The organism is Lysinibacillus sphaericus (assembly GCF_000600105.1).
Taxonomy (GTDB): domain Bacteria; phylum Bacillota; class Bacilli; order Bacillales_A; family Planococcaceae; genus Lysinibacillus; species Lysinibacillus sphaericus.
In genome coordinates this window covers 2,819,512-2,839,645 of sequence record NZ_CP006837.1, presented here as the reverse complement: position 1 = coordinate 2,839,645, position 20,134 = coordinate 2,819,512, and the positions used below count along the sequence as shown (strand labels likewise).

Sequence of the window (20,134 nt, the reverse complement as noted above, 5' to 3'; positions counted from 1 at the left end):
TCAATGGGCGGTTAACAGGGTTAAAGCTGTTAATCGTTTTTTTGCCTTTTTGACTATAATAGGGACGGAGGGATTATAAATGAAAAGCGTAAATTTTCAACTTGACCATCATAACGCATTAGAAATAACACAAATTAATGAGCAGTTATATGAGATGCGACTAAGCGTTAATGGAAGCATCAGTGTTTTCTATTTAACGCGTGAACAATTATGCACGGATAGCAGAATTGAAGCATTTCAAGATAGATTAAGCAGTGACTTATTTACAGATAATAAATGACTAAAAGCCCAGAGTCTTTGTGTAGGATACTTAAGTAAATTTGCAAATAAATAGTAAGTTAAAACGGTACTTTATGCAGTAATGTTCTACTTTAAGAAGTTTTTTAGTAGACAAGACCTAATGCAAAAAAATTAAAATGAGGATTTATGTGAATATAGCTATTTCTTTTTCAAAGTGTTCATAAAAATAACCTAAAAATTTACTGGGTTTTTATGCAATAATAACATTTCCAATTGCAACGAAGGAAAACATGTTTTTTTTATAGTATATATCGTCTATTTTTTAGAGGAAAAAGGTTTGCACTGTGTACAGAGCTTACTGATAAAGTAGGGGTATTTTCTTTATGAGTAGTGACAATTGTCTCTAAACAAATGTAAATAGATTGTATATACTTACATATAGAGGGAAGGAGGAGGTAGCGTGATTCTAGTTCGAAATGATAACTTCGAAATATCGGAAGAAAACGGAAAGGTATTTATGCTTACATACAGCGCTGGGTTTCCATTAAAAGAATTTGATGGCGTCTTACGTAGTCACCCACGACTAAAGTTATCTAATTTTTCTATATTAAAAACTGTACTAGCGACAGAAAGCACAAGTCCTGTTGAGATTGGACGCTGGCTTCCAAATGTTGAAGCTGAAATTGCTCGAGATAAAATGTCTGCCTCTATATTTATATATGAAACAGCTGATTATATTCAAAAGAATAAAGAAAAATTAACGGAACAAATTTTGGAAACATTAGCGGATCAAGGCATTATTTATGGCATTTTAGACTTTGATATTTCAAAGGTTGAACCTGGCAAAGCGTTTTTAATTGCGCAAGGAACGTCACCTGTGGCAGGTACGGATGCACAAATTACATATTTACCTAAACCTGAAAGAAAACCTGTCATTCGTGAAGATGGGAAAGCCGATTACTACGACATGAATTTTATTTCAGAAATTTCAGAAGGCTCTTGGCTCGGTGAGAAAATTCCTGCAACGATGGGCAAGCCTGGTCAAAATGTACTCGGTGAAATGATTGCGGCAGCACCTGGTCGTGATTTTCCTATTCGATATGACAAAAAATCAGCGTATGAAGTAGAAGAAGATGGTAAAATCGTCATTCGTTCGAAAATAGCGGGTGTGTTAGATGATGTCAAAGGTGCGATTGGTGTAAATCGCCATCTACCAATTCATGGAGATGTAGGCGTTGAGACGGGGAATTTAGAGTTTAATGGCTCTTTAAGCATTAAGGGAACCGTTACAACTGGCTATACTGTTATTGCAACCGGAGATATTTCCATTGAAGGTGCGGAAGGGGTAAGCGGCGCAAAACTAATTAAATCAATCGAAGGTGATGTATACATTCGAGGTGGTATTTTTGGTTTGGGTTCAACACTCGTTGAAGCCGGTGGCAATATTTTCGTGAAGCATGTCAATGAAGCTATTTTAGTCGCAGATGATAGTATTCATATCGGTTTTTATTCACTTGGATCACAACTTACTGCCCATTCCATTTTTGTCGATGAGCGCAGAGGAAAAATCATTGGTGGGCGTGCTGTTGCAAAAAATACAATTGTTACAGCCATTTCGGGAAACCGTCTAGAGCGGAGAACGGATTTAATCATTGAAAGTGTCAATAAACAGGAAAGTTATGCAATGATGCAAGACAAAGCAACACAGTTAAAGCAATTGCAATCCGATATTTCAGAGCGTGAAGCGAAGATTACAAGTTTACTACCGCTGCTTAAGCAAATGTCTACACAGCAAATTGCTGCCTTTGAAGAAACAAAGCAAAGCTTATCAAAGTTAAAAGCAGAAGCGGTGACGCTAGATCGTGAAATTAAGTTAATGATGGATGAAATGCGTCATGCTGGAAAAGAAGAAATTATTGTTACAAAGGAAGCCTATCCTGGTACCTATATTCAAATTGGCAAAAAGTCCTCGTTGTTAAATAAAATGACGAACGGAAAATTTTTACTGGAGTTTGGTGAGCTGAATGTATAATGAATCATTCATCCCTGTGTTTGCGCATCGCGGGGCGTCTGCTTATGCGCTAGAAAATAGTTTCAAAGCGTTTGAAAAAGCATTAGAGCTAGGTGCCAATGGGATTGAGTTAGATATTCAGCTATCAAAAGAAGGGATACCCGTTGTTTACCATGATCCGCAATTATCAAGATTAGTAGGCAGTAATAAGCTAGTGAATGATTGCACAATAGCGGAATTGCAGAGCTTTAAATTAGGGAAGCCGTGGAGAAGGTTTTTTTCATCGTATAGAATTCCGACATTTGAAGCGGTTTTAGCATGGGCAAATAAACACCAACTCCCACTGAATATTGAATTAAAATCGACCATTCTTGACAATCAAGATGCGCTCGTTCAACTGCTTCAAGGGCTTAAATTACCAGCAAGTAGCCATTTTTCATCGTTTCATTATGAGCTGTTAGAGGTTGTGAAACGTCATGCGCCACAGCATGAAACAGCGCTAATCGCCACAAAAAAATTAAAATGGGATTTGCTGAGTGATTATAAGGCAATTGATTGTGTTCATATGCATAAAAAGTATTATAAACCCCGCTATTTAGAGGCATGTGTAGCTAGTGCTAAGACATGTCGCTTTTATGCGATTGATGGCAGTGAAAAGTTTTTGACGAATCCACATACATCCGTAGTAGGGTGGATTACTGATTTTCCGGATAAAGTTATCCATGTACAGCTACGTCAATAAAAATAGCTATCCAGTAAGTCACAAAGTTCTGTGGCCTATTTGGATAGCTATTTTTATTTTTTTTGGAAGCGCGGAGCCACTTTTCCTTTTTTTCGATCGCGGTGTAATAAAAAGCCTGCGAAAAAGCCAAAGCCGACAACAAAGAAAATGATGCCAACAACAAATTGTAGCCATAAAAATGGGAAAGGTGAGATGAGCTTACCGAATAATGTATCACGCATAAATTTAATGCCACCTGCGGCCATTAGACCTGGAATTAGCATGACAATAAACGCAGCAAAACGAGCCATACATGTCCCTCCTCATACCTAACTTTAATTGTACCTGTGGATAATGGAATGTCAAGAAAGCCTATGAATCTAAGGCGTCTCGTAAAAGCGCAGGAAGAAGCTCAAAAACTAGTAATCGTAACTGAATTTTTAGAAAATTCTTACTTAGTAGGAAAAGTGTAATAATAGTTGCGAAATTGTGAATTTGTCAGTATTGTAAAATTAAATGGAGCGATATTATCCATTGCAAAACAGTTTTATCATTTTTTTAAAATTTGATTGGGATGGGCATTAGGGGTTGCACTTTCCAAAGCAAAGGGGCGAGTTTTCATGGAAATCTTCAAGTATATGGAAAAGTATGATTATGAACAATTGGTATTTTGCCAAGACGAAGCATCTGGGTTAAAAGCGATTATCGCTATCCATGACACAACACTTGGACCAGCATTAGGTGGTGCTCGTATGTGGACCTACGCGACAGAAGAAAATGCGATTGAGGATGCATTAAGATTAGCACGCGGGATGACATATAAAAATGCAGCTGCTGGTTTAAACCTTGGCGGTGGAAAAACGGTCATTATTGGGGACCCATTTAAAGATAAAAACGAAGAAATGTTCCGTGCTTTAGGTCGTTTCATTCAAGGATTAAACGGTCGCTATATTACCGCTGAAGATGTTGGTACAACCGTAACAGATATGGATTTAATCCATGAGGAAACAAATTACGTTACAGGTATATCGCCAGCGTTTGGTTCATCGGGTAATCCTTCACCAGTAACTGCTTATGGCGTTTATCGTGGCATGAAAGCAGCGGCGAAAGAAGCATTTGGTACGGATATGCTAGAAGGTCGTACTATATCGGTACAAGGGCTAGGAAACGTAGCTTACAAGCTTTGCGAGTATTTACATAATGAAGGTGCAAAACTTGTAGTAACAGATATTAACCAAGCGGCTATTGATCGTGTTGTCAATGATTTTGGCGCTACAGCAGTTGCACCTGATGAAATCTATTCACAAGAAGTCGATATTTTCTCACCGTGTGCACTTGGCGCAATTTTAAATGACGAAACGATTCCGCAATTAAAAGCAAAAGTTATCGCTGGTTCTGCTAATAACCAACTACAAGATTCACGACATGGAGATTATTTACACGAGCTAGGCATTGTTTATGCACCTGACTATGTCATTAATGCAGGTGGTGTAATCAATGTCGCGGACGAATTATATGGCTATAATCGTGAACGAGCGATGAAACGTGTAGATGGTATTTACGATAGTATTGAAAAAATCTTTGAAATTTCCAAACGTGATAGTATTCCAACATATGTTGCGGCAAATCGTTTGGCAGAAGAACGTATTGCTCGTGTAGCGAAATCGCGTAGTCAGTTCTTAAAAAATGAAAAAAATATTTTGAACGGCCGTTAACAACGTCTATTCGCTAAAGAGAAGTCGCATTGTCGACTTCTTCTGTTTAAATAGTAGTAAATAAATGTCTAGGCTAATAGATTCGTCATTACAATAAATGACGTACACCTTTCATTGCAATGTCTTTAAGATAGAGATTGTTGCCTGTGGCGATACAGCGCTTTTCCTCGATGGATTGCACTATGACGCCAGTTAGGAGAGAGAGGCTTTAGCACTTTTCTCATAAGGAGGAATAACATATGGCTCAAAATTATGATGTTGTTATTTTAGGGGGAGGGACAGGTGGCTACGTTGCAGCAATTCGTGCGGCACAATTAGGCTTAAAAACAGCTATTGTGGAACGTGAACGACTTGGTGGTACTTGTCTACATAAAGGCTGTATTCCGAGTAAAGCATTACTTCGAAGTGCTGAAGTATATCGTATGGCCAATAAAACCGCGAGTGAATTTGGCGTAGACATTACAGGTGTTACCTTGCAATTCAATAAGGTGCAAGCGCGCAAACAAGCAATAGTAGAGCAATTAAGCCAAGGTGTGAATACACTGATGAAAAAAGGCAAAATTGATGTTTATGAAGGAACAGGTCGAATTTTAGGACCATCTATTTTCTCACCAATGCCAGGTACTATATCAGTAGAGATGCGCAATGGTGAGGAAAATGAAATGCTTGTTCCTACCAATGTTGTCATTGCAACAGGATCGAAGCCACGAGGAATGGCAGGATTAACGGTTGATGGGAAGTATGTCATGAATTCTGACCATGCATTGCAAATGGAAGAATTACCGACTTCATTATTGATTGTTGGTGGTGGTGTAATCGGCATCGAGTGGGCATCTATGCTTTGTGATTTTGGAGTAGCTGTAACTGTAATTGAATACGGTCCTACGATTTTACCAGCTGAGGATGCGGATATTGTAAAAGAAGTGACAAAACAGCTTGAAAATCGTGGTGTGCGCATTGTGACGAATGCTCGGTTAAATACAGATAGCTTTAAAATAGAAAATGATAACGTTTTCATTTCGGCGAAGCTTCAGGATAATGAGGAACAATTTGAAGCAGAGAAATTATTGCTTTGTGTTGGACGTGAAGCAAATATACATGGCATTGGTTTAGAAAATACCGATATTGAAATCGACAACGGCTTTATTCAAGTACGCGATTCTTATCAAACAAAGGAATCACATATGTATGCCATTGGAGATGTAATCGGTGGTTTACAATTGGCGCACGTTGCCTCACATGAAGGCTTGTCCGCTATTGAACATATTGCGACAGGAAAAGTAGCGCCGTTAGATGTTTTGCAAGTACCGAAATGTGTGTATTCTTTCCCAGAAGTGGCTAGTATCGGTTTAACGGAAAGTGCTGCTCGCGAAAAAGGGTATGCATTAAAGATTGGTAAATTTCCTTTTAAAGCAATAGGTAAGGCGCTAGTTAATGGAGAATCAGATGGTTTTGTTAAAATAATAGCCGATGAAAAAACGGACGATATTTTGGGTATTCATATGGTAGGGCCGCATGTGACGGATTTAATAGGAGAAGCTTCATTAGCGAAATTATTAGATGCAACTCCTTGGGAAATTAGTCAAGCAATCCATCCACATCCATCATTAAATGAAGTATTAGTGGAGTCAGCTTTAGCTGTCGATAAGCGAGCTATTCATTTTTAATGCGTTTATAGACATTACGCCGAATTGTAACAAATAAAAAGACCGACATAAATTGTGATACTAAAGGAGCTTGTGCGCAACAGGCACTTTAGCACGTTTTCTAATGCGAAAGGGGTGTTCATATGCAAGACGTTCAACTGAAACATGAAGATTTAGGGTTAACGAATGAAGAAGTCCTTGCTATGTTCGAAACGATGTTAATGGCAAGAAGATTAGATGAGCGCATGTGGTTATTAAACCGTTCAGGTAAAATTCCATTTGTAATTTCTTGTCAGGGACAGGAGGCTGCACAAGTTGGAGCAGCATTTGCGCTAGATAAAAATAAAGATTATATTGCACCGTATTATCGAGATATGGGTGTAGTTTTACATTTTGGTATGACGCCAAAAGAGCTGATGTTATCAGCATTTGCAAAGGCTGAAGATCCAAACTCTGGCGGCCGCCAAATGCCCGGGCATTTTGGGCAAAAGAAAAACCGCATTTTGACTGGTTCTTCACCCGTAACAACACAAGTACCGCATGCTGTTGGGGTGGCGCTTGCGGGGCGCTTGCAAAAGGAGGATTTCATCGCCTTTGTTACGTTAGGAGAAGGTTCTTCCAACCAAGGTGATTTCCATGAAGGGGCAAATTTTGCCGGTGTGCATAAACTACCAGTCATTATAATGGTAGAAAACAATCAATATGCTATTTCAGTACCAGTGGAACGTCAGTTAGGTTGTGCAAAAGTATCCGATCGTGGTATTGGCTATGGCATGCCAGGCGTAACAGTAGACGGCAAATGTCCACTGCAAGTTTATAAGGTTGTCAAAGAGGCGGCAGAACGCGCTCGTAGCGGTGAAGGGCCAAGTTTAATAGAAACGGTGACATTCCGTTTAACTGCACACTCTTCGGATGATGATGATCGTCAATACCGTACAGCTGAAGATATCGCGGAAGGCAAAGCGAAGGATCCGATTGTATTGTTTGAGAAGTATTTACAAGATGCTGGCATTATGACGGAATCTCTTCGTACTGAAATAGAAGAGCGTGTGATGGCCGAAGTAAATGAAGCGACGGACTATGCAGAGGCAGCTCCTTACGCTAAACCAGAGGAAGCCTTGAAGTACGTATATGCACCAGTGGACGGAGGTGACGTGTAATGGCAGTAATGTCTTATATTGATGCGATTACATTAGCGATGAAGGAAGAAATGGAACGAGATGAACGAGTTTTCATTTTAGGAGAGGACGTTGGTCGTAAAGGTGGCGTTTTCAAAGCAACTACGGGTCTTTATGAGCAGTTTGGGGAGTATCGTGTGTTAGATACACCGCTTGCGGAAAGTGCGATTGCAGGAGTTGGTATTGGCGCGGCAATGTACGGCATGCGTCCAATTGCTGAAATGCAGTTTGCAGACTTTATAATGCCTGCTGTGAACCAAATTGTATCGGAAGCTGCGAAAATCCGTTATCGCTCCAATAATGACTGGACTTGTCCTATAGTAGTCCGTGCTCCTTTTGGTGGTGGGATTCACGGAGCGCTTTATCATTCACAATCGGTAGAAGCACTTTTTGCTGGAACACCCGGTTTGAAAATTGTTATTCCTTCCACTCCGTATGATGCGAAAGGCTTGTTAAAGGCAGCAATTCGTGATGAAGACCCGGTATTATTCTTTGAACATAAGCGTGCGTATCGCCTAATCAAAGGGGAAGTCCCATTAGACGATTATACATTACCAATCGGCAAGGCAGATGTGAAGCGAGAAGGGGAAGACGTTACGGTCATTACGTATGGTCTAGCCGTTCATTTCGCTTTACAGGCAGCCGAGCGTTTAGCGGCAGATGGCATCTCTGTCCATATTTTAGATTTACGTACAGTGTATCCGTTAGATAAAGAAGCTATTATTGAAGCGGCAAGTAAAACAGGAAAAGTATTGCTTGTAACAGAAGATAACAAGGAAGGCAGTATTATAAGTGAAGTTGCGGCCATTATCGCAGAACATTGCTTATTTGACCTTGATGCGCCTATTCAACGTTTAGCTGGACCAGATGTACCTGCAATGCCATATGCGCCTACAATGGAAAAGTTTTTCATGATAAATCCTGAAAAAGTAGAGCGGGCATTGAGAGATTTAGCTGCATTCTAAAAATCTCCTCAGGAGATGCATATCTAATTAGTAGTCTCTTTTGAGTAGGCTTAAAGGCTTGCGAAAAAAAGTTGAAGCTTCTCAAAATAGTTATCTCGAATTTTGCAATGGCATGCCGTACATGGACAATTCAAAATTCGGGTTGACTAGATGGGGGCGTAATTGATGGGAGGAAAAGATAATGGCGATTCAAAGCATTACGATGCCACAGCTCGGTGAAAGCGTAACAGAAGGTACAATCGAAAAATGGCTCGTACAACCAGGTGATACAGTAAAAAAATATGATCCATTAGCAGAAGTTGTGACGGATAAAGTAAATGCAGAAATCCCATCTTCTTTTGAAGGGGTCATTACAGAACTACTTGCAGAAGAAGGGCAAACGTTACCAGTTGGAGCAGTGGTTTGTTCCATTGAAATCGCAGGTGACGGTGAAGTGCCAGCGTCTCCACCAGTGAAAAAGTCAACAGTAAGTGCTGCAATATTAAATGCAGGGATTCAGAAGAAACAAGAGTCTCCGAAGGAAGTTACTGCACCTATTGCATCTGCAAATTCAGTGAGACAGCAAAAAAACCGCTATTCGCCTGCTGTACTTAGACTGGCGCAAGAACATGATATTCCACTTGAGCAAGTTGTTGGTACAGGAGAGGGTGGCCGTATTACACGAAAAGATCTACAACAACTCATTGACGCAGGAAATATACCAACGCCAAAAGATGTAACACCTTCTGAGCCAGTTGCAGTTGCAACAACGGCTAGTAGCCAACCTGTTGCCGCTGTCGAAACACCAACAAAACCAATCGCATCCTCGCCAGTGTTGCAAACAGGCGACATTGAAATTCCGGTAACGAATGTGCGCCGTGCCATTGCGAATAATATGGTACGTAGTGCTCAAGAAGTCCCACATGCTTGGATGATGATGGAAGTTGATGTAACGGATTTAGTGGCTTATCGGGATAGTATAAAGATGGACTTTAAGCAAAAGGAAGGTTTTAATATTACCTACTTTGCGTTCTTTGTAAAGGCCGTTGCACAAGCTTTAAAAGAGTTCCCAATGATGAACTCTATGTGGGCGGGTGATAAAATTATCCAAAAACATGACATAAATATTTCCATTGCGGTAGCAACAGACGATGCACTTTTTGTCCCTGTTATAAAACACGCTGATGAAAAGTCCATTAAAGGGATTGCTAAAGAAATTCACGAGCTTGCCCAAAAAGTACGCACAGGAAAACTGACAATGGACAATATGCAAGGTGGTACTTTTACAGTTAATAATACGGGTGCTTTCGGTTCTGTGCAGTCGATGGGTATTATTAATTATCCGCAAGCTGCCATCTTACAAGTGGAAAGTATTGTAAAAAAACCAGTTGTTTTACCTGGTGGAATGTTTGCAGCACGCGATATCGTAAATTTATGTTTATCTTTAGATCATCGTGTATTAGATGGATTAGTTTGTGGTAAATTCCTAAATAGAGTAAAAGAAATACTCGAAAATACAAATAAATCTTCGACGTCAGTCTACTGATGACTTGTCGGAAACCTGTTGTATAACGGTTTCCGATTTTTTTTTGCTTTTCGAGTCGCAATTTGTCATGTAGAATAACAAATAGAAACTACTAAGGGGGGAAGCTGATTAAGCGTCCGCATGTCAAACAACATGAAAAATATTGAATTTGAAAAGCCGTCCTATTCAGAATGGCAAGATGCAGCAATCAAAGCTTTAAAAGGGAAACCATTCGAGTCTCTTTTAACGAAAACAAGTGAGGGTGTTACTTTAGAACCACTTTATACACAAGAAAGTTTAGTAGCAAAACTTGGAGATGAACTAGATAAACAAGTTGCCACAATCCGTTCCCTGCAAAATAGTCAAGTATTTCGTGTGGCACAGCAAGTTTATGCAGAAACAAGTGAAGCATTTTTCGCTCAACTTGATGATAGTTTAGCTCGTGGTAATGAGATTGTGACAATTGATAGCCGTGTAAACTTTGAATGGTCTGAAGAAATATTGGCACAACTAGCTCCTTATTTCTCTGAATATTCGTTTAAAATAACGGTAAAAGACGAGAATGATCCATTGTTAGCAGTATTTGACAACATCACAAATGAACAGCGTGAAACTGTGAATGGGTATATTGTAGCTAAAAACCCTATCAAGCTTGAAGGATTGCCAAATGTACGAACAATTAGTGCAAACACAGTAACTTACCATAATGAAGGCGCTAATGCCGTACAAGAATTAGCGTATGCACTTGCTATTGCAGCAAAATATGCAGAGCAAGAAGAAAACTTTGAAGCTTTTGCACAAAAATTTTATGTTTCATTTGCGATTGATACACAATTCTTCACAGAAATTGCGAAGTTACGTGCATTTAAAGTACTTTGGAAAGCGTTCTCATCCGCTTATGGTGTGGAAGAGAATGTGAAAATTCCAACGCTTGCGGAAACTTCTCTACGAAGCTTCTCGAAATTGGATGTTTACGTAAATTTACTACGTGCAGCAAATGAAGCGCTTTCTGGATTAATTGGCGGTGCGGATGTATTTACAGTTCACCCACATGATGCATTAACGAAGCCTACAGAACAATCCGTTCGTATTGCTCGAAATGTATCTTTAGTGTTAAAAGAAGAAACAAATGTTTTAAAAATAACAGATCCTGCCGGTGGTTCATACTTCATTGAATCATTAACAGCGGACTTCGTAAAAGAAGCTTGGGCATTATTCTTAGAAATTGAAGCTGCTGGTGGAATGGACGCGTATGCGGCATCCGGTAAATTGGCAGAAGCATTAGAAGTATCTTACCAAGCGCGAATTAAAGCGGCACAAACACGCAAACAATCGGTTATTGGTACGAATATTTATGCAAATCCAGCAGATGTACTTGAAAGTGAAACGAACCCATTATTTGCAGATGTGAAGCGTATTTCGATTCCGTTTGAGCAACTGCGAGCACAAATGACTGCTGCCAATGTGAAAACAGGAATTCTAGCATTAGGTTCACTAAAAAGTTCAAAACCTCGTGCAGACTTTGTATCTGGTTTCTTAAACACTGTTGGTCTAGTACCAGAAAAAAGCGAACCAGTAGCAACAGTTGAGGAAGCGCTCGCTTGGCTAAATACAACAGAAGCAAAATATGTTGTTATTGCAGGCAATGACGATACTACAAAAGAATTAGTACCAGCGATTTTAGCTAAAAAACCAGCAAACGTCATTGTAGACGTTGCAGGTAAATTTAAAGACGAAGAAGAAGCTTGGTTAGCAAATGGCTTAAACGGCTTTATTTTCGCAGGACAGAACATCATTGAAAAATTAAATTCAGTGTTCGCTAGCATGAAGGAGGTCCAACGATGAGCAAGCCTAATTTTAGTGCAATTGAAATCGAAAAAGTATTATCAACTGAAGCTCCTGCGGCGTCAGATGAAAAATTCATGACAAATGAAGGTATTGAAATTAAAGATATTTATACAAAAGATGACATTAAAGATGTGAAACATTTACATGATGTAGCTGGTATAGCACCGAATACACGTGGACCATACCCTACTATGTATGTTGCCCGTCCTTGGACAGTTCGTCAGTATGCAGGTTTCTCTACTGCTGAAGAATCAAATGCCTTTTATAAACGTAACCTTGCAATGGGTCAAAAAGGGCTTTCAGTTGCCTTTGACTTAGCAACGCACCGTGGTTATGATTCAGACCACCCACGCGTTACAGGTGATGTTGGTAAAGCTGGGGTTGCCATTGACTCTGTCGAAGATATGAAAATTTTATTTGATCAAATTCCGTTAGACCAAATGTCTGTATCTATGACGATGAATGGTGCTGTACTGCCAGTACTTGCCTTCTACATCGTTGCTGCTGAAGAGCAAGGGGTAACACCAGACCAGCTAGCTGGAACAATTCAAAATGATATTTTAAAAGAATACATGGTCCGTAACACATATATTTATCCACCTGCAATGTCGATGAAAATTATTGCGGACATCTTTGAATATACTGCGAAATTCATGCCGAAATTTAACTCTATTTCTATTTCGGGCTACCATATTCAAGAAGCAGGTGCTACAAATGATATTGAACTTGCCTACACGCTAGCCGACGGACTTGAGTATGTTCGTACAGGGTTAAAAGCGGGTATTGATATCGATGCCTTTGCACCACGTTTATCATTCTTCTGGGCGATTGGTATGAACTATTACATGGAAGTGGCAAAAATGCGTGCTGCACGCCGTATTTGGGCGCAAATGATGTCTACGTTCAATCCAAAAAATCCAAAGACATTAGCATTACGTACACACTCACAAACTTCTGGATGGTCTTTAACAGAGCAAGATCCATTCAATAACGTGACGCGTACATTAATCGAAGCCAATGCTTCTTCAATGGGGCATACGCAATCTCTTCATACGAACGCACTTGACGAAGCAATTGCTTTACCAACAGATTTCTCTGCACGTATTGCACGTAATACGCAGTTATTCTTACAAGAAGAAACAGCCATGACAAAAGTGATTGATCCATGGGGTGGTTCATATTATGTTGAAAAACTAACAGATGAAATCACTGAATCTGCTTGGGCGTTAATCGAAGAAATTGAAGAACTTGGTGGTATGGCAAAAGCGATTGAAACAGGTCTTCCAAAGATGAAGGTTGAAGAAGCTGCGGCGAAACGTCAGGCGAAAATTGACTCGAAATCAGAAACAATCGTTGGTGTGAACAAATATCGTCTGGACAAAGAAGAGCCAATCGACATTCTTGATATCGACAATACACTAGTACGTCAAAAGCAAATTGAGCGTTTAGATGCTATGAAAGCAGCTCGTGATGAGGCAGAAGTACAAAAACATCTTGCACGCTTAACGAAAGCTGCACAAGATGGTGAGGAAAACCTACTTGCAGTAGCGGTAGATGCAGCGCGTGCTCGTGCATCACTGGGAGAAATTTCTGATGCAATCGAAGTTGTATCTGGTCGTCATAAAGCCATCATCCGTTCCATTTCAGGCGTCTATTCTGCTAACTTCTCTGATGAAGAACAAATTACTGAAGTGAAAAATATGACAGATGAGTTCCTTGAAAATGAAGGTCGTCGCCCACGTATTTTAGTTGCGAAAATGGGACAAGACGGACATGACCGCGGTGCAAAAGTTATTGCAACTGGCTATGCTGACTTAGGGTTTGACGTAGATATTTCACCACTATTCATGACACCTGAAGAAACTGCGCAAATGGCTGTTGAAAATGACGTACATTGTATCGGCGTATCATCATTAGCAGCAGGTCACAAAACTTTAGTACCTGCATTGGTTTCTGAACTGAAAAAACTTGGGCGTGAAGATATTATCATTATCGTTGGCGGCGTTATCCCTGCACAAGATTATGAATTCCTTTATGAAGCAGGTGCTGTGGCGATCTTTGGTCCTGGTACAGTGATACCTGTATCTGCCATTAAAATTATTGAGGAAATCTATAAACGTTTAGGTTACGAGGAAGTGTCTAAATAATGGACAAAAACAAAGGGATGCAGGAAAGTGCTCTATTTGTCATGGGTGGCGTGGAAGCATCTCACGACGGTATGCAGTATGGTGTACCGAAAAAATTCCGAAAGAAAAAGGCGGACAACCTTAATATACTGGAGCTTGCACGAGATGTACGTGCAGGCTCACGTGTACAGTTGTCAAAAGCCATTACGCTCATTGAAAGTTCTAATAGTGCCCATAAAGCACAGGCTCAGGAGTTATTACAGGAACTTTTACCGCATACAGGCAACAGTGTTCGTATAGGGATTACGGGAGTACCAGGGGCTGGTAAAAGCTCTTTCATTGAAGCTTTCGGAACGATGTTATGTGAGATGGGTAAAAAAGTAGCGGTCCTTGCAATAGACCCGAGTTCTTCATTATCAGGTGGCAGTATTTTAGGCGATAAAACGCGCATGGAAGAACTGGTGAAAAAGCCGAATGCATTCGTTCGTCCATCACCGTCTGCTGGTACCCTGGGGGGTGTCCATAAGAAGACGCGCGAAACGATGCTTGTATGTGAAGCAGCGGGCTACGATGTCATTTTAATTGAGACAGTTGGTGTTGGACAGAGTGAAACATACGTCCGCGGTATGGTCGATTTCTTCCTATTGCTCGTGTTAACAGGTGCAGGAGATGAGCTTCAAGGTATGAAAAAGGGCATCATGGAATTGGCGGATGCAATTGTTGTGCATAAAGCGGATGGTGACAATGTTCGACTAGCGAAAAAAACTGTTTCCGAATACAAGCAAATATTGCATTTCCTTCAACCTGCAACACCAGGTTGGATGTCTACTGCCATGCCAGTTAGTTCGTGGGAGAAAAAGGGACTCGATAAAGTATGGGATACAATCGGTGAATTTAGGCAAACGGTAGAAGCAAATAACTATTGGTCTATCCGACGTCAAAATCAAACGAGAGATTGGTTCCAATCTATGATTACAGATCATTTAATTGATGCATTTTACGGAGACCCAAATCGCAAGGAACAAGTGCAGTTACTAGAGCGCCAAATCCTCAATGGGCAATTAACAGTAACGCAAGGTGTAGATCGTTTATTTAGCGATGAGCAATCACAGAAATAATGTACGCTTTTATATGAGCATGTAGGTGCACAAAAGCATCACTTACTGCTATGATAGGAGATGTATGAGCGCTTTCAACCTAAAGTTATGCAAAGCAAATGAAGACAGCGCGAAATTGAAAGGAGCTATCGCTTTATGAATATGGATTACGATTTATTTATGCAAGAAATTTTAAAAACAGCACGTGCAGAAATTGAGGCTGCAGGATACGAGCAATTACGCACGCCTGAAGCTGTTGAAGAGGCGTTTGCTCGTCCAGGTACAACATTAGTTATGGTCAATTCAGTATGTGGCTGTGCAGGGGGCATTGCTCGTCCAGCAGCAGCGCAATGTGTGCATTACGATAAAAGACCAGATCATTTAGTTACTGTCTTTGCAGGTCAAGATAAAGAAGCGACAGCAGCTGCTCGTTATCACTTCGGTGAAGACCACTTACCATCTTCTCCATCATTTGTTCTTTTAAAAGATGGACAAGTCGTAGCAGAAGTGGGTCGCTATGAAATCGAAGGCCATGATCCAATGTCAGTAGTGACAAACTTACAAGCAAATTTTGAAGAATATTGTGAAGAGCTATAAAGTTTATTAACACCTACATGGTGCGCTCAACATAAGTTTAGCTTTTATTGATTTGACTAAAGTGACTAGTACACTTTAGTCAAATCCTTTTGGAATTTTTGTAATATTGGCTAAATATATGTGCAACACAATAAAAGTTTAAATAGATAAGATGAGCTTCTAATGAATAACTATTCGTTATGAATGCTGCAGGATGGGAGGCAGTCGACTTGAAGAAATTTTCAATCGGCTATCGTACATTAAAAACAGCAGTCGGAGCAGCAATCGCCATTGCGATTGCGCAGTATTTTGAATTGGCTTCATATGCTTCAGCCGGTATTCTAACGATTCTATGTGTGCAGCCAACAAAGAAAAAATCCCTTCATGCTGCTTATACTCGCTTTGTCGCAAGCATTATTGGAATGCTGTATGCATTTTTGAGCTTTGAGCTATTTTCTTATCACCCGTTAACATTAGCAGGAATGCTTGTATTGTTTATACCGACGATTGTTTCGTTAAAGGTAGCAGATGGTTTTGTATCAAGTGCGGTGATTATTATGCATATTTACGCAGCTAAGGGCTTTTCGTATGATTTGGTAACGAATGAGTTAGCCTTAATGGCTATTGGTTATGGTACGGGAATCGCCATTAATATGTATATGCCAGACATTCAAAAGGAATTAAATTACTATAGAGTTAAAATAGAGGAACTGTACAGTAAGATTTTTTTAGAAATTGCCAGCTATTTAAGACAGGGTGATACGTTATGGGATGGACAAGAACTGATTCAAGCAGTCAAAACGTTGAATGATGCAAAATCATTAGCCTTTAAAGATGTAGAAAATCATTTTACTCGTAGACAAAATGACTATTATGTCTATTTCGATATGCGTGAGCAACAGCTTGAAATTATTGAACGTGTTCTCCCGAAAATAACGGCATTACCTGTTATAGTACAAGAGGCGGAAATTGTGGCAGACTTTGTCCAAGACCTTGGGGAGCATGTCCATTCTGGAAATACGGCAGGTCGTTATAGGGAAAAATTAGAGTTAGCGAAAAGAGATTTTGCGAAACTACCTTTACCTACAAACCATCAAGAGTTTATTGCGCAAGCAGCGCTTTATCAATTCATTGAAGAAATGGATCGGTATTTAGAAATAAAGCAATCATTTAAGGGTTTAAAGGTAGAAAGAAAGCGCCCACAGTAGCGTGGACGCTTTGCATTTTCTTAAACTAGCATTGATAAACCGAATGCAAGAGATGAGATGACCATGATGGCAATCATGGCATAAACAACGACTTTTTGAAATTTTTTATTACTCATATGCTCGTTCGCTCCTTCTTTTCTTATAAATAGTTTAGCAAATCTGAAAAATTTCTCAAGTAGTAGAGTTTTGACAAAAAAATCTGTAAAATAGGTTATGTACCATAACAGAAGGAGATGTCACCATGGAGAGAGTAGACCATATTGGGATTGCAGTGCGCGATCTAGATGAACGCATTACATATTATACAGAAACTTTAGGTTTAAAGTTGCTGAAAGTGGAAGAGGTTGAATCTCAACAGGTTCGTGTTGCTTTTATTGACGCTGGCAATGTGAAAATTGAGTTACTTGAACCGATGAGCGACAAAAGCGCTATTCACGGATTCATCGAAAAACGTGGCGAAGGCATTCACCATGTTGCATTCGGTGTAACAGGAATTCGTGAACGCATGGCAGAACTTCGTGAAAAAGGCGTGCGTCTTTTGTCGGAAGAGCCAGGACCAGGTGCAGGTGGCGCAGAGGTTGCTTTCATGCATCCTAAATCATCTTTCGGTGTGTTATATGAATTATGCGATAAAAGTGGAAAAGGGGAAAAGTGATTAGTATGGATATGTTCGACAAAATTAATGACTTATATGATCGTAAGACGGTAATTGAGCTTGGCGGTGGCTATGAACGCATCGAAAAGCAACATGATAAAGGTAAATTAACAGCTCGTGAGCGTATTGAATTATTACTAGACGAAGGTACGTTTTTCGAGATTAACCCATTCATTACACACCGTACAGTAGACTTCGGTATGGACAAAATGGAAGGCCCTGGCGATGGTGTAGTAACAGGCTTTGGTAAAATTAACGGACGTCCAGTTTACTTATTCTCTCAAGATTTCACTGTTTTTGGTGGAGCGCTTGGTGAAATGCACGCTAAAAAAATGGCGACAGTAATGGATCTAGCAGCTAAAAACGGCACACCGTTTATCGGTATTAACGATTCAGGTGGCGCGCGTATTCAAGAGGGTGTTCTTTCTCTTGATGGTTACGGACACATCTTCTACCGTAATGCGATTTACTCTGGAGTAATTCCACAAATCTCTGTTATTATGGGACCTTGTGCGGGTGGAGCTGTTTATTCTCCAGCTATCACAGACTTTATCTTAATGGTTGATAAAACATCTCAAATGTTTATTACTGGACCAAAAGTAATTGAAACAGTAACAGGCGAAAAAATCTCTGCTGAAGACCTAGGTGGTTCAAAAGTAAACAATGCAGTAAGTGGTAACGCTCACTTCCGTGCACCATCTGAAGAAGCGGCAATCAATCAAATTAAACAATTATTAAGCTATTTACCACAAAATAATAAAGAAAAAGCACCGCGTCAACCACGACCAGAAGGTGACGATTACCGTCCAGAAATCGTGGATACTGTGCCAATCGAAACAACGCGTCCATACGATGTGCGTAAAGTTGTAGAACAAGTAGTGGACGAAGGTTCATTCATGGAAGTTCACTCAGAATTTGCGAAAAATGTCGTAGTTGGTTTTGCACGTATTGCTGGTGAATCTGTAGGTCTTGTATGTAACCAACCAAAAGTATTAGCTGGTGGTCTTGATATCGATTCTTCAGATAAGGCAGCTCGTTTCATTCGTACTTGTGACGCTTATAACGTGCCAATTATCACATTTGAAGACGTTTCTGGTTTCTTCCCAGGCGTAAAACAAGAGCATGGTGGTATTATCCGTCATGGTGCGAAAATCCTTTATGCATACTCTGAAGCAACTGTACCAAAAATTACAGTTATTCTACGTAAAGCATATGGTGGTGCGTACGTTGCACTTAACTCTAAATCAATCGGTGCTGACTTAGTATTCTCTTGGCCAAACGCTGAAATCGCAGTAATGGGTGCAGCAGGGGCAGCAAATATTATCTTTGCACGTGAAATTGCGAAGTCTGAAGATCCAGAAGCAACTCGTGCAGCAAAAATTGAAGAGTACAAAGAGAAATTCGCAAATCCTTATGTTGCGGCATCTCGTGGTATGGTAGACGATGTTATTGATCCTCGTGATACGCGTATCAAACTTATTCAAGCTCTAGATATGTTGTCAAACAAGCACGAAACACGTCCAGAGAAAAAACACGGAAACATTCCACTATAAGTTGGAAAAACCCAGTAGCCAGTTGGCTGCTGGGTTTTTTAAATGGAACGACTAAAAAATATATTCAAAAAATGACAGATAATTGAAACATTATGGCGACTCACCCGTACAAATAGGTAAGGGAGTTGAGATGAATGGAGTGGCAACAATTACAGTCTGAGCAGGAAAAACTTCATGCCCAGCTAAGAAATGTTAATAGATTAAGTGAAAAAAAGCTTTTAATTGAAGGACAAATCGAGCATGCAAGGCAAGAAATTTCCAAACATTCTATAGAACTCAATCAAATTCGAATCAAACTTGATAAGCTCGAAGGTTTTTCATTTATGAATATGATTCGAACTTGGACAGGGCAACAAGATGAGCTAAGAGCGGAGAAAGTCGATAAAGCAGCAATTTTGGAATTGAAAAGCAATGAAGCCAAAAAAATGCTACATGATTTAACAATCGACCTGGAGCAAGTGAATCACATGCTCAACCAATCGAATGAAAAACCATTGCAACAAGCGCTAAGTCGTTTGCAAGAAAAAAAGCAAAGCTATCTTCAACTACACGAGCCTGAATATGCGCACAAATTGGAACAGCTTGCGAATGAAGAAGTGATGACGAAGCAGCTAATTCTTGAGATAACGGAAGCAGAAGAGGCAGGGGATATTGCGCTAACTAAATTAGGTCAGGCAGCAGCGTCACTGCATTCAGCGGGTGGATTTTCTACATGGGATACGTTTTTTGGAGGTGGCATTATTGCCACGCATTTAAAGCATGATGCGCTTGATAAAACCGAAAGCTATCTTCACAATGCTCAAATTGCCTTGCAACGTTTTCATAATGAATTGCTTGATGTCCAAGATTTGTCTACCCAGTCATTACATGTGGAGGCAGACGGTTTTGTAAAATTTGCGGATTATTTCTTTGATGATATTTTTTCTGCTTGGTCAGTCCATTCAAAAATATCAACAGCAAGAGAGCAAGTATCCCGTGTACAAGATGACGTACATAATACGATTAGACGTTTACAGGAAAAACATCATAAAGCAGTAGCTCATTTAGAAGAATTACAGAAAGAAAAAAAGGCGATTTTACAAATTTAACAA

General features: G+C 39.9%; 18 protein-coding genes. 16 read left to right on the top strand and 2 right to left on the bottom strand.

Annotated features, from left to right (window positions below; all coding sequences use genetic code 11):
* The first annotated feature begins 79 nt into the window (after nucleotides 1–79).
* The 3 genes from T479_RS13550 to T479_RS13540 all read left to right on the top strand — a co-directional run bounded on the left by T479_RS13550 (nucleotide 80) and on the right by T479_RS13540 (nucleotide 2,993).
* A complete protein-coding gene (locus T479_RS13550) occupies nucleotides 80–280 on the top strand; it encodes a hypothetical protein (RefSeq protein WP_024361162.1) in 201 nt (66 codons plus the stop codon).
* Between the two features lie 420 nt (nucleotides 281–700).
* Nucleotides 701–2,272, top strand: a complete 1,572-nt coding sequence (locus T479_RS13545; protein WP_025219919.1) for a flagellar assembly protein A — start codon at nucleotides 701–703, stop codon at nucleotides 2,270–2,272.
* Nucleotides 2,265–2,993 (top strand): glycerophosphodiester phosphodiesterase, encoded by a 729-nt coding sequence (locus tag T479_RS13540; protein ID WP_025219918.1) that lies wholly within the window; start codon nucleotides 2,265–2,267, stop codon nucleotides 2,991–2,993. Before T479_RS13545 ends, T479_RS13540 begins: the two co-directional genes overlap by 8 nt.
* A gap of 53 nt (nucleotides 2,994–3,046) precedes the next feature.
* On the opposite strand, the gene T479_RS13535 is transcribed toward T479_RS13540, so the two are convergent.
* The gene (locus tag T479_RS13535; RefSeq protein ID WP_010859733.1) at nucleotides 3,047–3,283 is read right to left on the bottom strand and encodes a DUF2627 family protein; all 237 of its coding nucleotides are present in this window, start codon (nucleotides 3,281–3,283) and stop codon (nucleotides 3,047–3,049) included.
* A 309-nt stretch (nucleotides 3,284–3,592) separates the two neighbouring features.
* On the opposite strand from T479_RS13535, the gene T479_RS13530 reads away from it, so the two are divergent.
* The 10 genes from T479_RS13530 to T479_RS13485 all read left to right on the top strand — a co-directional run bounded on the left by T479_RS13530 (nucleotide 3,593) and on the right by T479_RS13485 (nucleotide 16,835).
* Nucleotides 3,593–4,687 (top strand): Leu/Phe/Val dehydrogenase, encoded by a 1,095-nt coding sequence (locus T479_RS13530; protein WP_025219917.1) that lies wholly within the window; start codon nucleotides 3,593–3,595, stop codon nucleotides 4,685–4,687.
* A 239-nt stretch (nucleotides 4,688–4,926) separates the two neighbouring features.
* Nucleotides 4,927–6,354 (top strand): dihydrolipoyl dehydrogenase, encoded by a 1,428-nt coding sequence (gene lpdA / locus T479_RS13525; RefSeq protein ID WP_025219916.1) that lies wholly within the window; start codon nucleotides 4,927–4,929, stop codon nucleotides 6,352–6,354.
* A gap of 122 nt (nucleotides 6,355–6,476) precedes the next feature.
* Nucleotides 6,477–7,493 carry a thiamine pyrophosphate-dependent dehydrogenase E1 component subunit alpha gene (locus tag T479_RS13520; protein ID WP_024361157.1) on the top strand — a complete coding sequence of 339 codons (1,017 nt, stop codon included), beginning with the start codon at nucleotides 6,477–6,479 and terminating at the stop codon, nucleotides 7,491–7,493.
* Entirely contained in the window at nucleotides 7,493–8,476 is a 984-nt protein-coding gene (locus tag T479_RS13515) for an alpha-ketoacid dehydrogenase subunit beta (RefSeq protein ID WP_024361156.1), read from the top strand. Before T479_RS13520 ends, T479_RS13515 begins: the two co-directional genes overlap by 1 nt.
* A gap of 181 nt (nucleotides 8,477–8,657) precedes the next feature.
* On the top strand, nucleotides 8,658–10,001 hold the full coding sequence (locus T479_RS13510) for a dihydrolipoamide acetyltransferase family protein (protein WP_025219915.1): 1,344 nt from the start codon (nucleotides 8,658–8,660) through the stop codon (nucleotides 9,999–10,001).
* Between the two features lie 132 nt (nucleotides 10,002–10,133).
* Complete coding sequence (locus T479_RS13505; RefSeq protein WP_374116213.1) at nucleotides 10,134–11,825, top strand: methylmalonyl-CoA mutase family protein; 1,692 nt, start codon at nucleotides 10,134–10,136, stop codon at nucleotides 11,823–11,825.
* Nucleotides 11,822–13,975: a methylmalonyl-CoA mutase gene (scpA, locus tag T479_RS13500; protein ID WP_024361153.1), complete on the top strand. Its 2,154-nt coding sequence runs from the start codon at nucleotides 11,822–11,824 to the stop codon at nucleotides 13,973–13,975. The genes T479_RS13505 and scpA overlap by 4 nt, the downstream gene beginning before the upstream one ends.
* A complete protein-coding gene (gene meaB, locus T479_RS13495) occupies nucleotides 13,975–15,072 on the top strand; it encodes a methylmalonyl Co-A mutase-associated GTPase MeaB (protein ID WP_024361152.1) in 1,098 nt (365 codons plus the stop codon). Before scpA ends, meaB begins: the two co-directional genes overlap by 1 nt.
* 135 nt (nucleotides 15,073–15,207) lie before the next feature.
* Complete coding sequence (locus T479_RS13490; protein WP_024361151.1) at nucleotides 15,208–15,648, top strand: BrxA/BrxB family bacilliredoxin; 441 nt, start codon at nucleotides 15,208–15,210, stop codon at nucleotides 15,646–15,648.
* Nucleotides 15,649–15,827: 179 nt separating this feature from the next.
* The gene (locus T479_RS13485; protein WP_029747083.1) at nucleotides 15,828–16,835 is read left to right on the top strand and encodes an aromatic acid exporter family protein; all 1,008 of its coding nucleotides are present in this window, start codon (nucleotides 15,828–15,830) and stop codon (nucleotides 16,833–16,835) included.
* A gap of 20 nt (nucleotides 16,836–16,855) precedes the next feature.
* On the opposite strand, the gene prli42 is transcribed toward T479_RS13485, so the two are convergent.
* The gene (gene prli42, locus T479_RS23750; RefSeq protein ID WP_152490651.1) at nucleotides 16,856–16,951 is read right to left on the bottom strand and encodes a stressosome-associated protein Prli42; all 96 of its coding nucleotides are present in this window, start codon (nucleotides 16,949–16,951) and stop codon (nucleotides 16,856–16,858) included.
* Nucleotides 16,952–17,076: 125 nt separating this feature from the next.
* On the opposite strand from prli42, the gene mce reads away from it, so the two are divergent.
* From mce to T479_RS13470, 3 genes are all read left to right on the top strand, one after another.
* Entirely contained in the window at nucleotides 17,077–17,490 is a 414-nt protein-coding gene (mce, locus tag T479_RS13480) for a methylmalonyl-CoA epimerase (protein ID WP_024361149.1), read from the top strand.
* 5 nt (nucleotides 17,491–17,495) lie between these two features.
* Nucleotides 17,496–19,043, top strand: coding sequence for an acyl-CoA carboxylase subunit beta (locus tag T479_RS13475; protein ID WP_025219913.1), 1,548 nt, complete (start codon nucleotides 17,496–17,498; stop codon nucleotides 19,041–19,043).
* A 134-nt stretch (nucleotides 19,044–19,177) separates the two neighbouring features.
* Nucleotides 19,178–20,131, top strand: a complete 954-nt coding sequence (locus T479_RS13470) for a hypothetical protein (RefSeq protein ID WP_025219912.1) — start codon at nucleotides 19,178–19,180, stop codon at nucleotides 20,129–20,131.
* Nucleotides 20,132–20,134 lie beyond the last annotated feature (3 nt).

Coding starts and splice junctions, on each gene's coding strand:
- T479_RS13520 (WP_024361157.1), top strand. CDS start 6,477: ATGCAAGACGTTCAACTGAAACATGAAGATTTAGGGTTAACGAATGAA.
- T479_RS13475 (WP_025219913.1), top strand. CDS start 17,496: ATGGATATGTTCGACAAAATTAATGACTTATATGATCGTAAGACGGTA.
- T479_RS13530 (WP_025219917.1), top strand. CDS start 3,593: ATGGAAATCTTCAAGTATATGGAAAAGTATGATTATGAACAATTGGTA.
- T479_RS13505 (WP_374116213.1), top strand. CDS start 10,134: ATGAAAAATATTGAATTTGAAAAGCCGTCCTATTCAGAATGGCAAGAT.
- mce (WP_024361149.1), top strand. CDS start 17,077: ATGGAGAGAGTAGACCATATTGGGATTGCAGTGCGCGATCTAGATGAA.
- lpdA (WP_025219916.1), top strand. CDS start 4,927: ATGGCTCAAAATTATGATGTTGTTATTTTAGGGGGAGGGACAGGTGGC.
- T479_RS13510 (WP_025219915.1), top strand. CDS start 8,658: ATGGCGATTCAAAGCATTACGATGCCACAGCTCGGTGAAAGCGTAACA.
- T479_RS13550 (WP_024361162.1), top strand. CDS start 80: ATGAAAAGCGTAAATTTTCAACTTGACCATCATAACGCATTAGAAATA.
- T479_RS13515 (WP_024361156.1), top strand. CDS start 7,493: ATGGCAGTAATGTCTTATATTGATGCGATTACATTAGCGATGAAGGAA.
- T479_RS13535 (WP_010859733.1), bottom strand. CDS start 3,283: ATGGCTCGTTTTGCTGCGTTTATTGTCATGCTAATTCCAGGTCTAATG.
- T479_RS13490 (WP_024361151.1), top strand. CDS start 15,208: ATGAATATGGATTACGATTTATTTATGCAAGAAATTTTAAAAACAGCA.
- T479_RS13485 (WP_029747083.1), top strand. CDS start 15,828: ATGAATGCTGCAGGATGGGAGGCAGTCGACTTGAAGAAATTTTCAATC.
- T479_RS13540 (WP_025219918.1), top strand. CDS start 2,265: ATGTATAATGAATCATTCATCCCTGTGTTTGCGCATCGCGGGGCGTCT.
- prli42 (WP_152490651.1), bottom strand. CDS start 16,951: ATGAGTAATAAAAAATTTCAAAAAGTCGTTGTTTATGCCATGATTGCC.
- meaB (WP_024361152.1), top strand. CDS start 13,975: ATGGACAAAAACAAAGGGATGCAGGAAAGTGCTCTATTTGTCATGGGT.
- scpA (WP_024361153.1), top strand. CDS start 11,822: ATGAGCAAGCCTAATTTTAGTGCAATTGAAATCGAAAAAGTATTATCA.
- T479_RS13470 (WP_025219912.1), top strand. CDS start 19,178: ATGGAGTGGCAACAATTACAGTCTGAGCAGGAAAAACTTCATGCCCAG.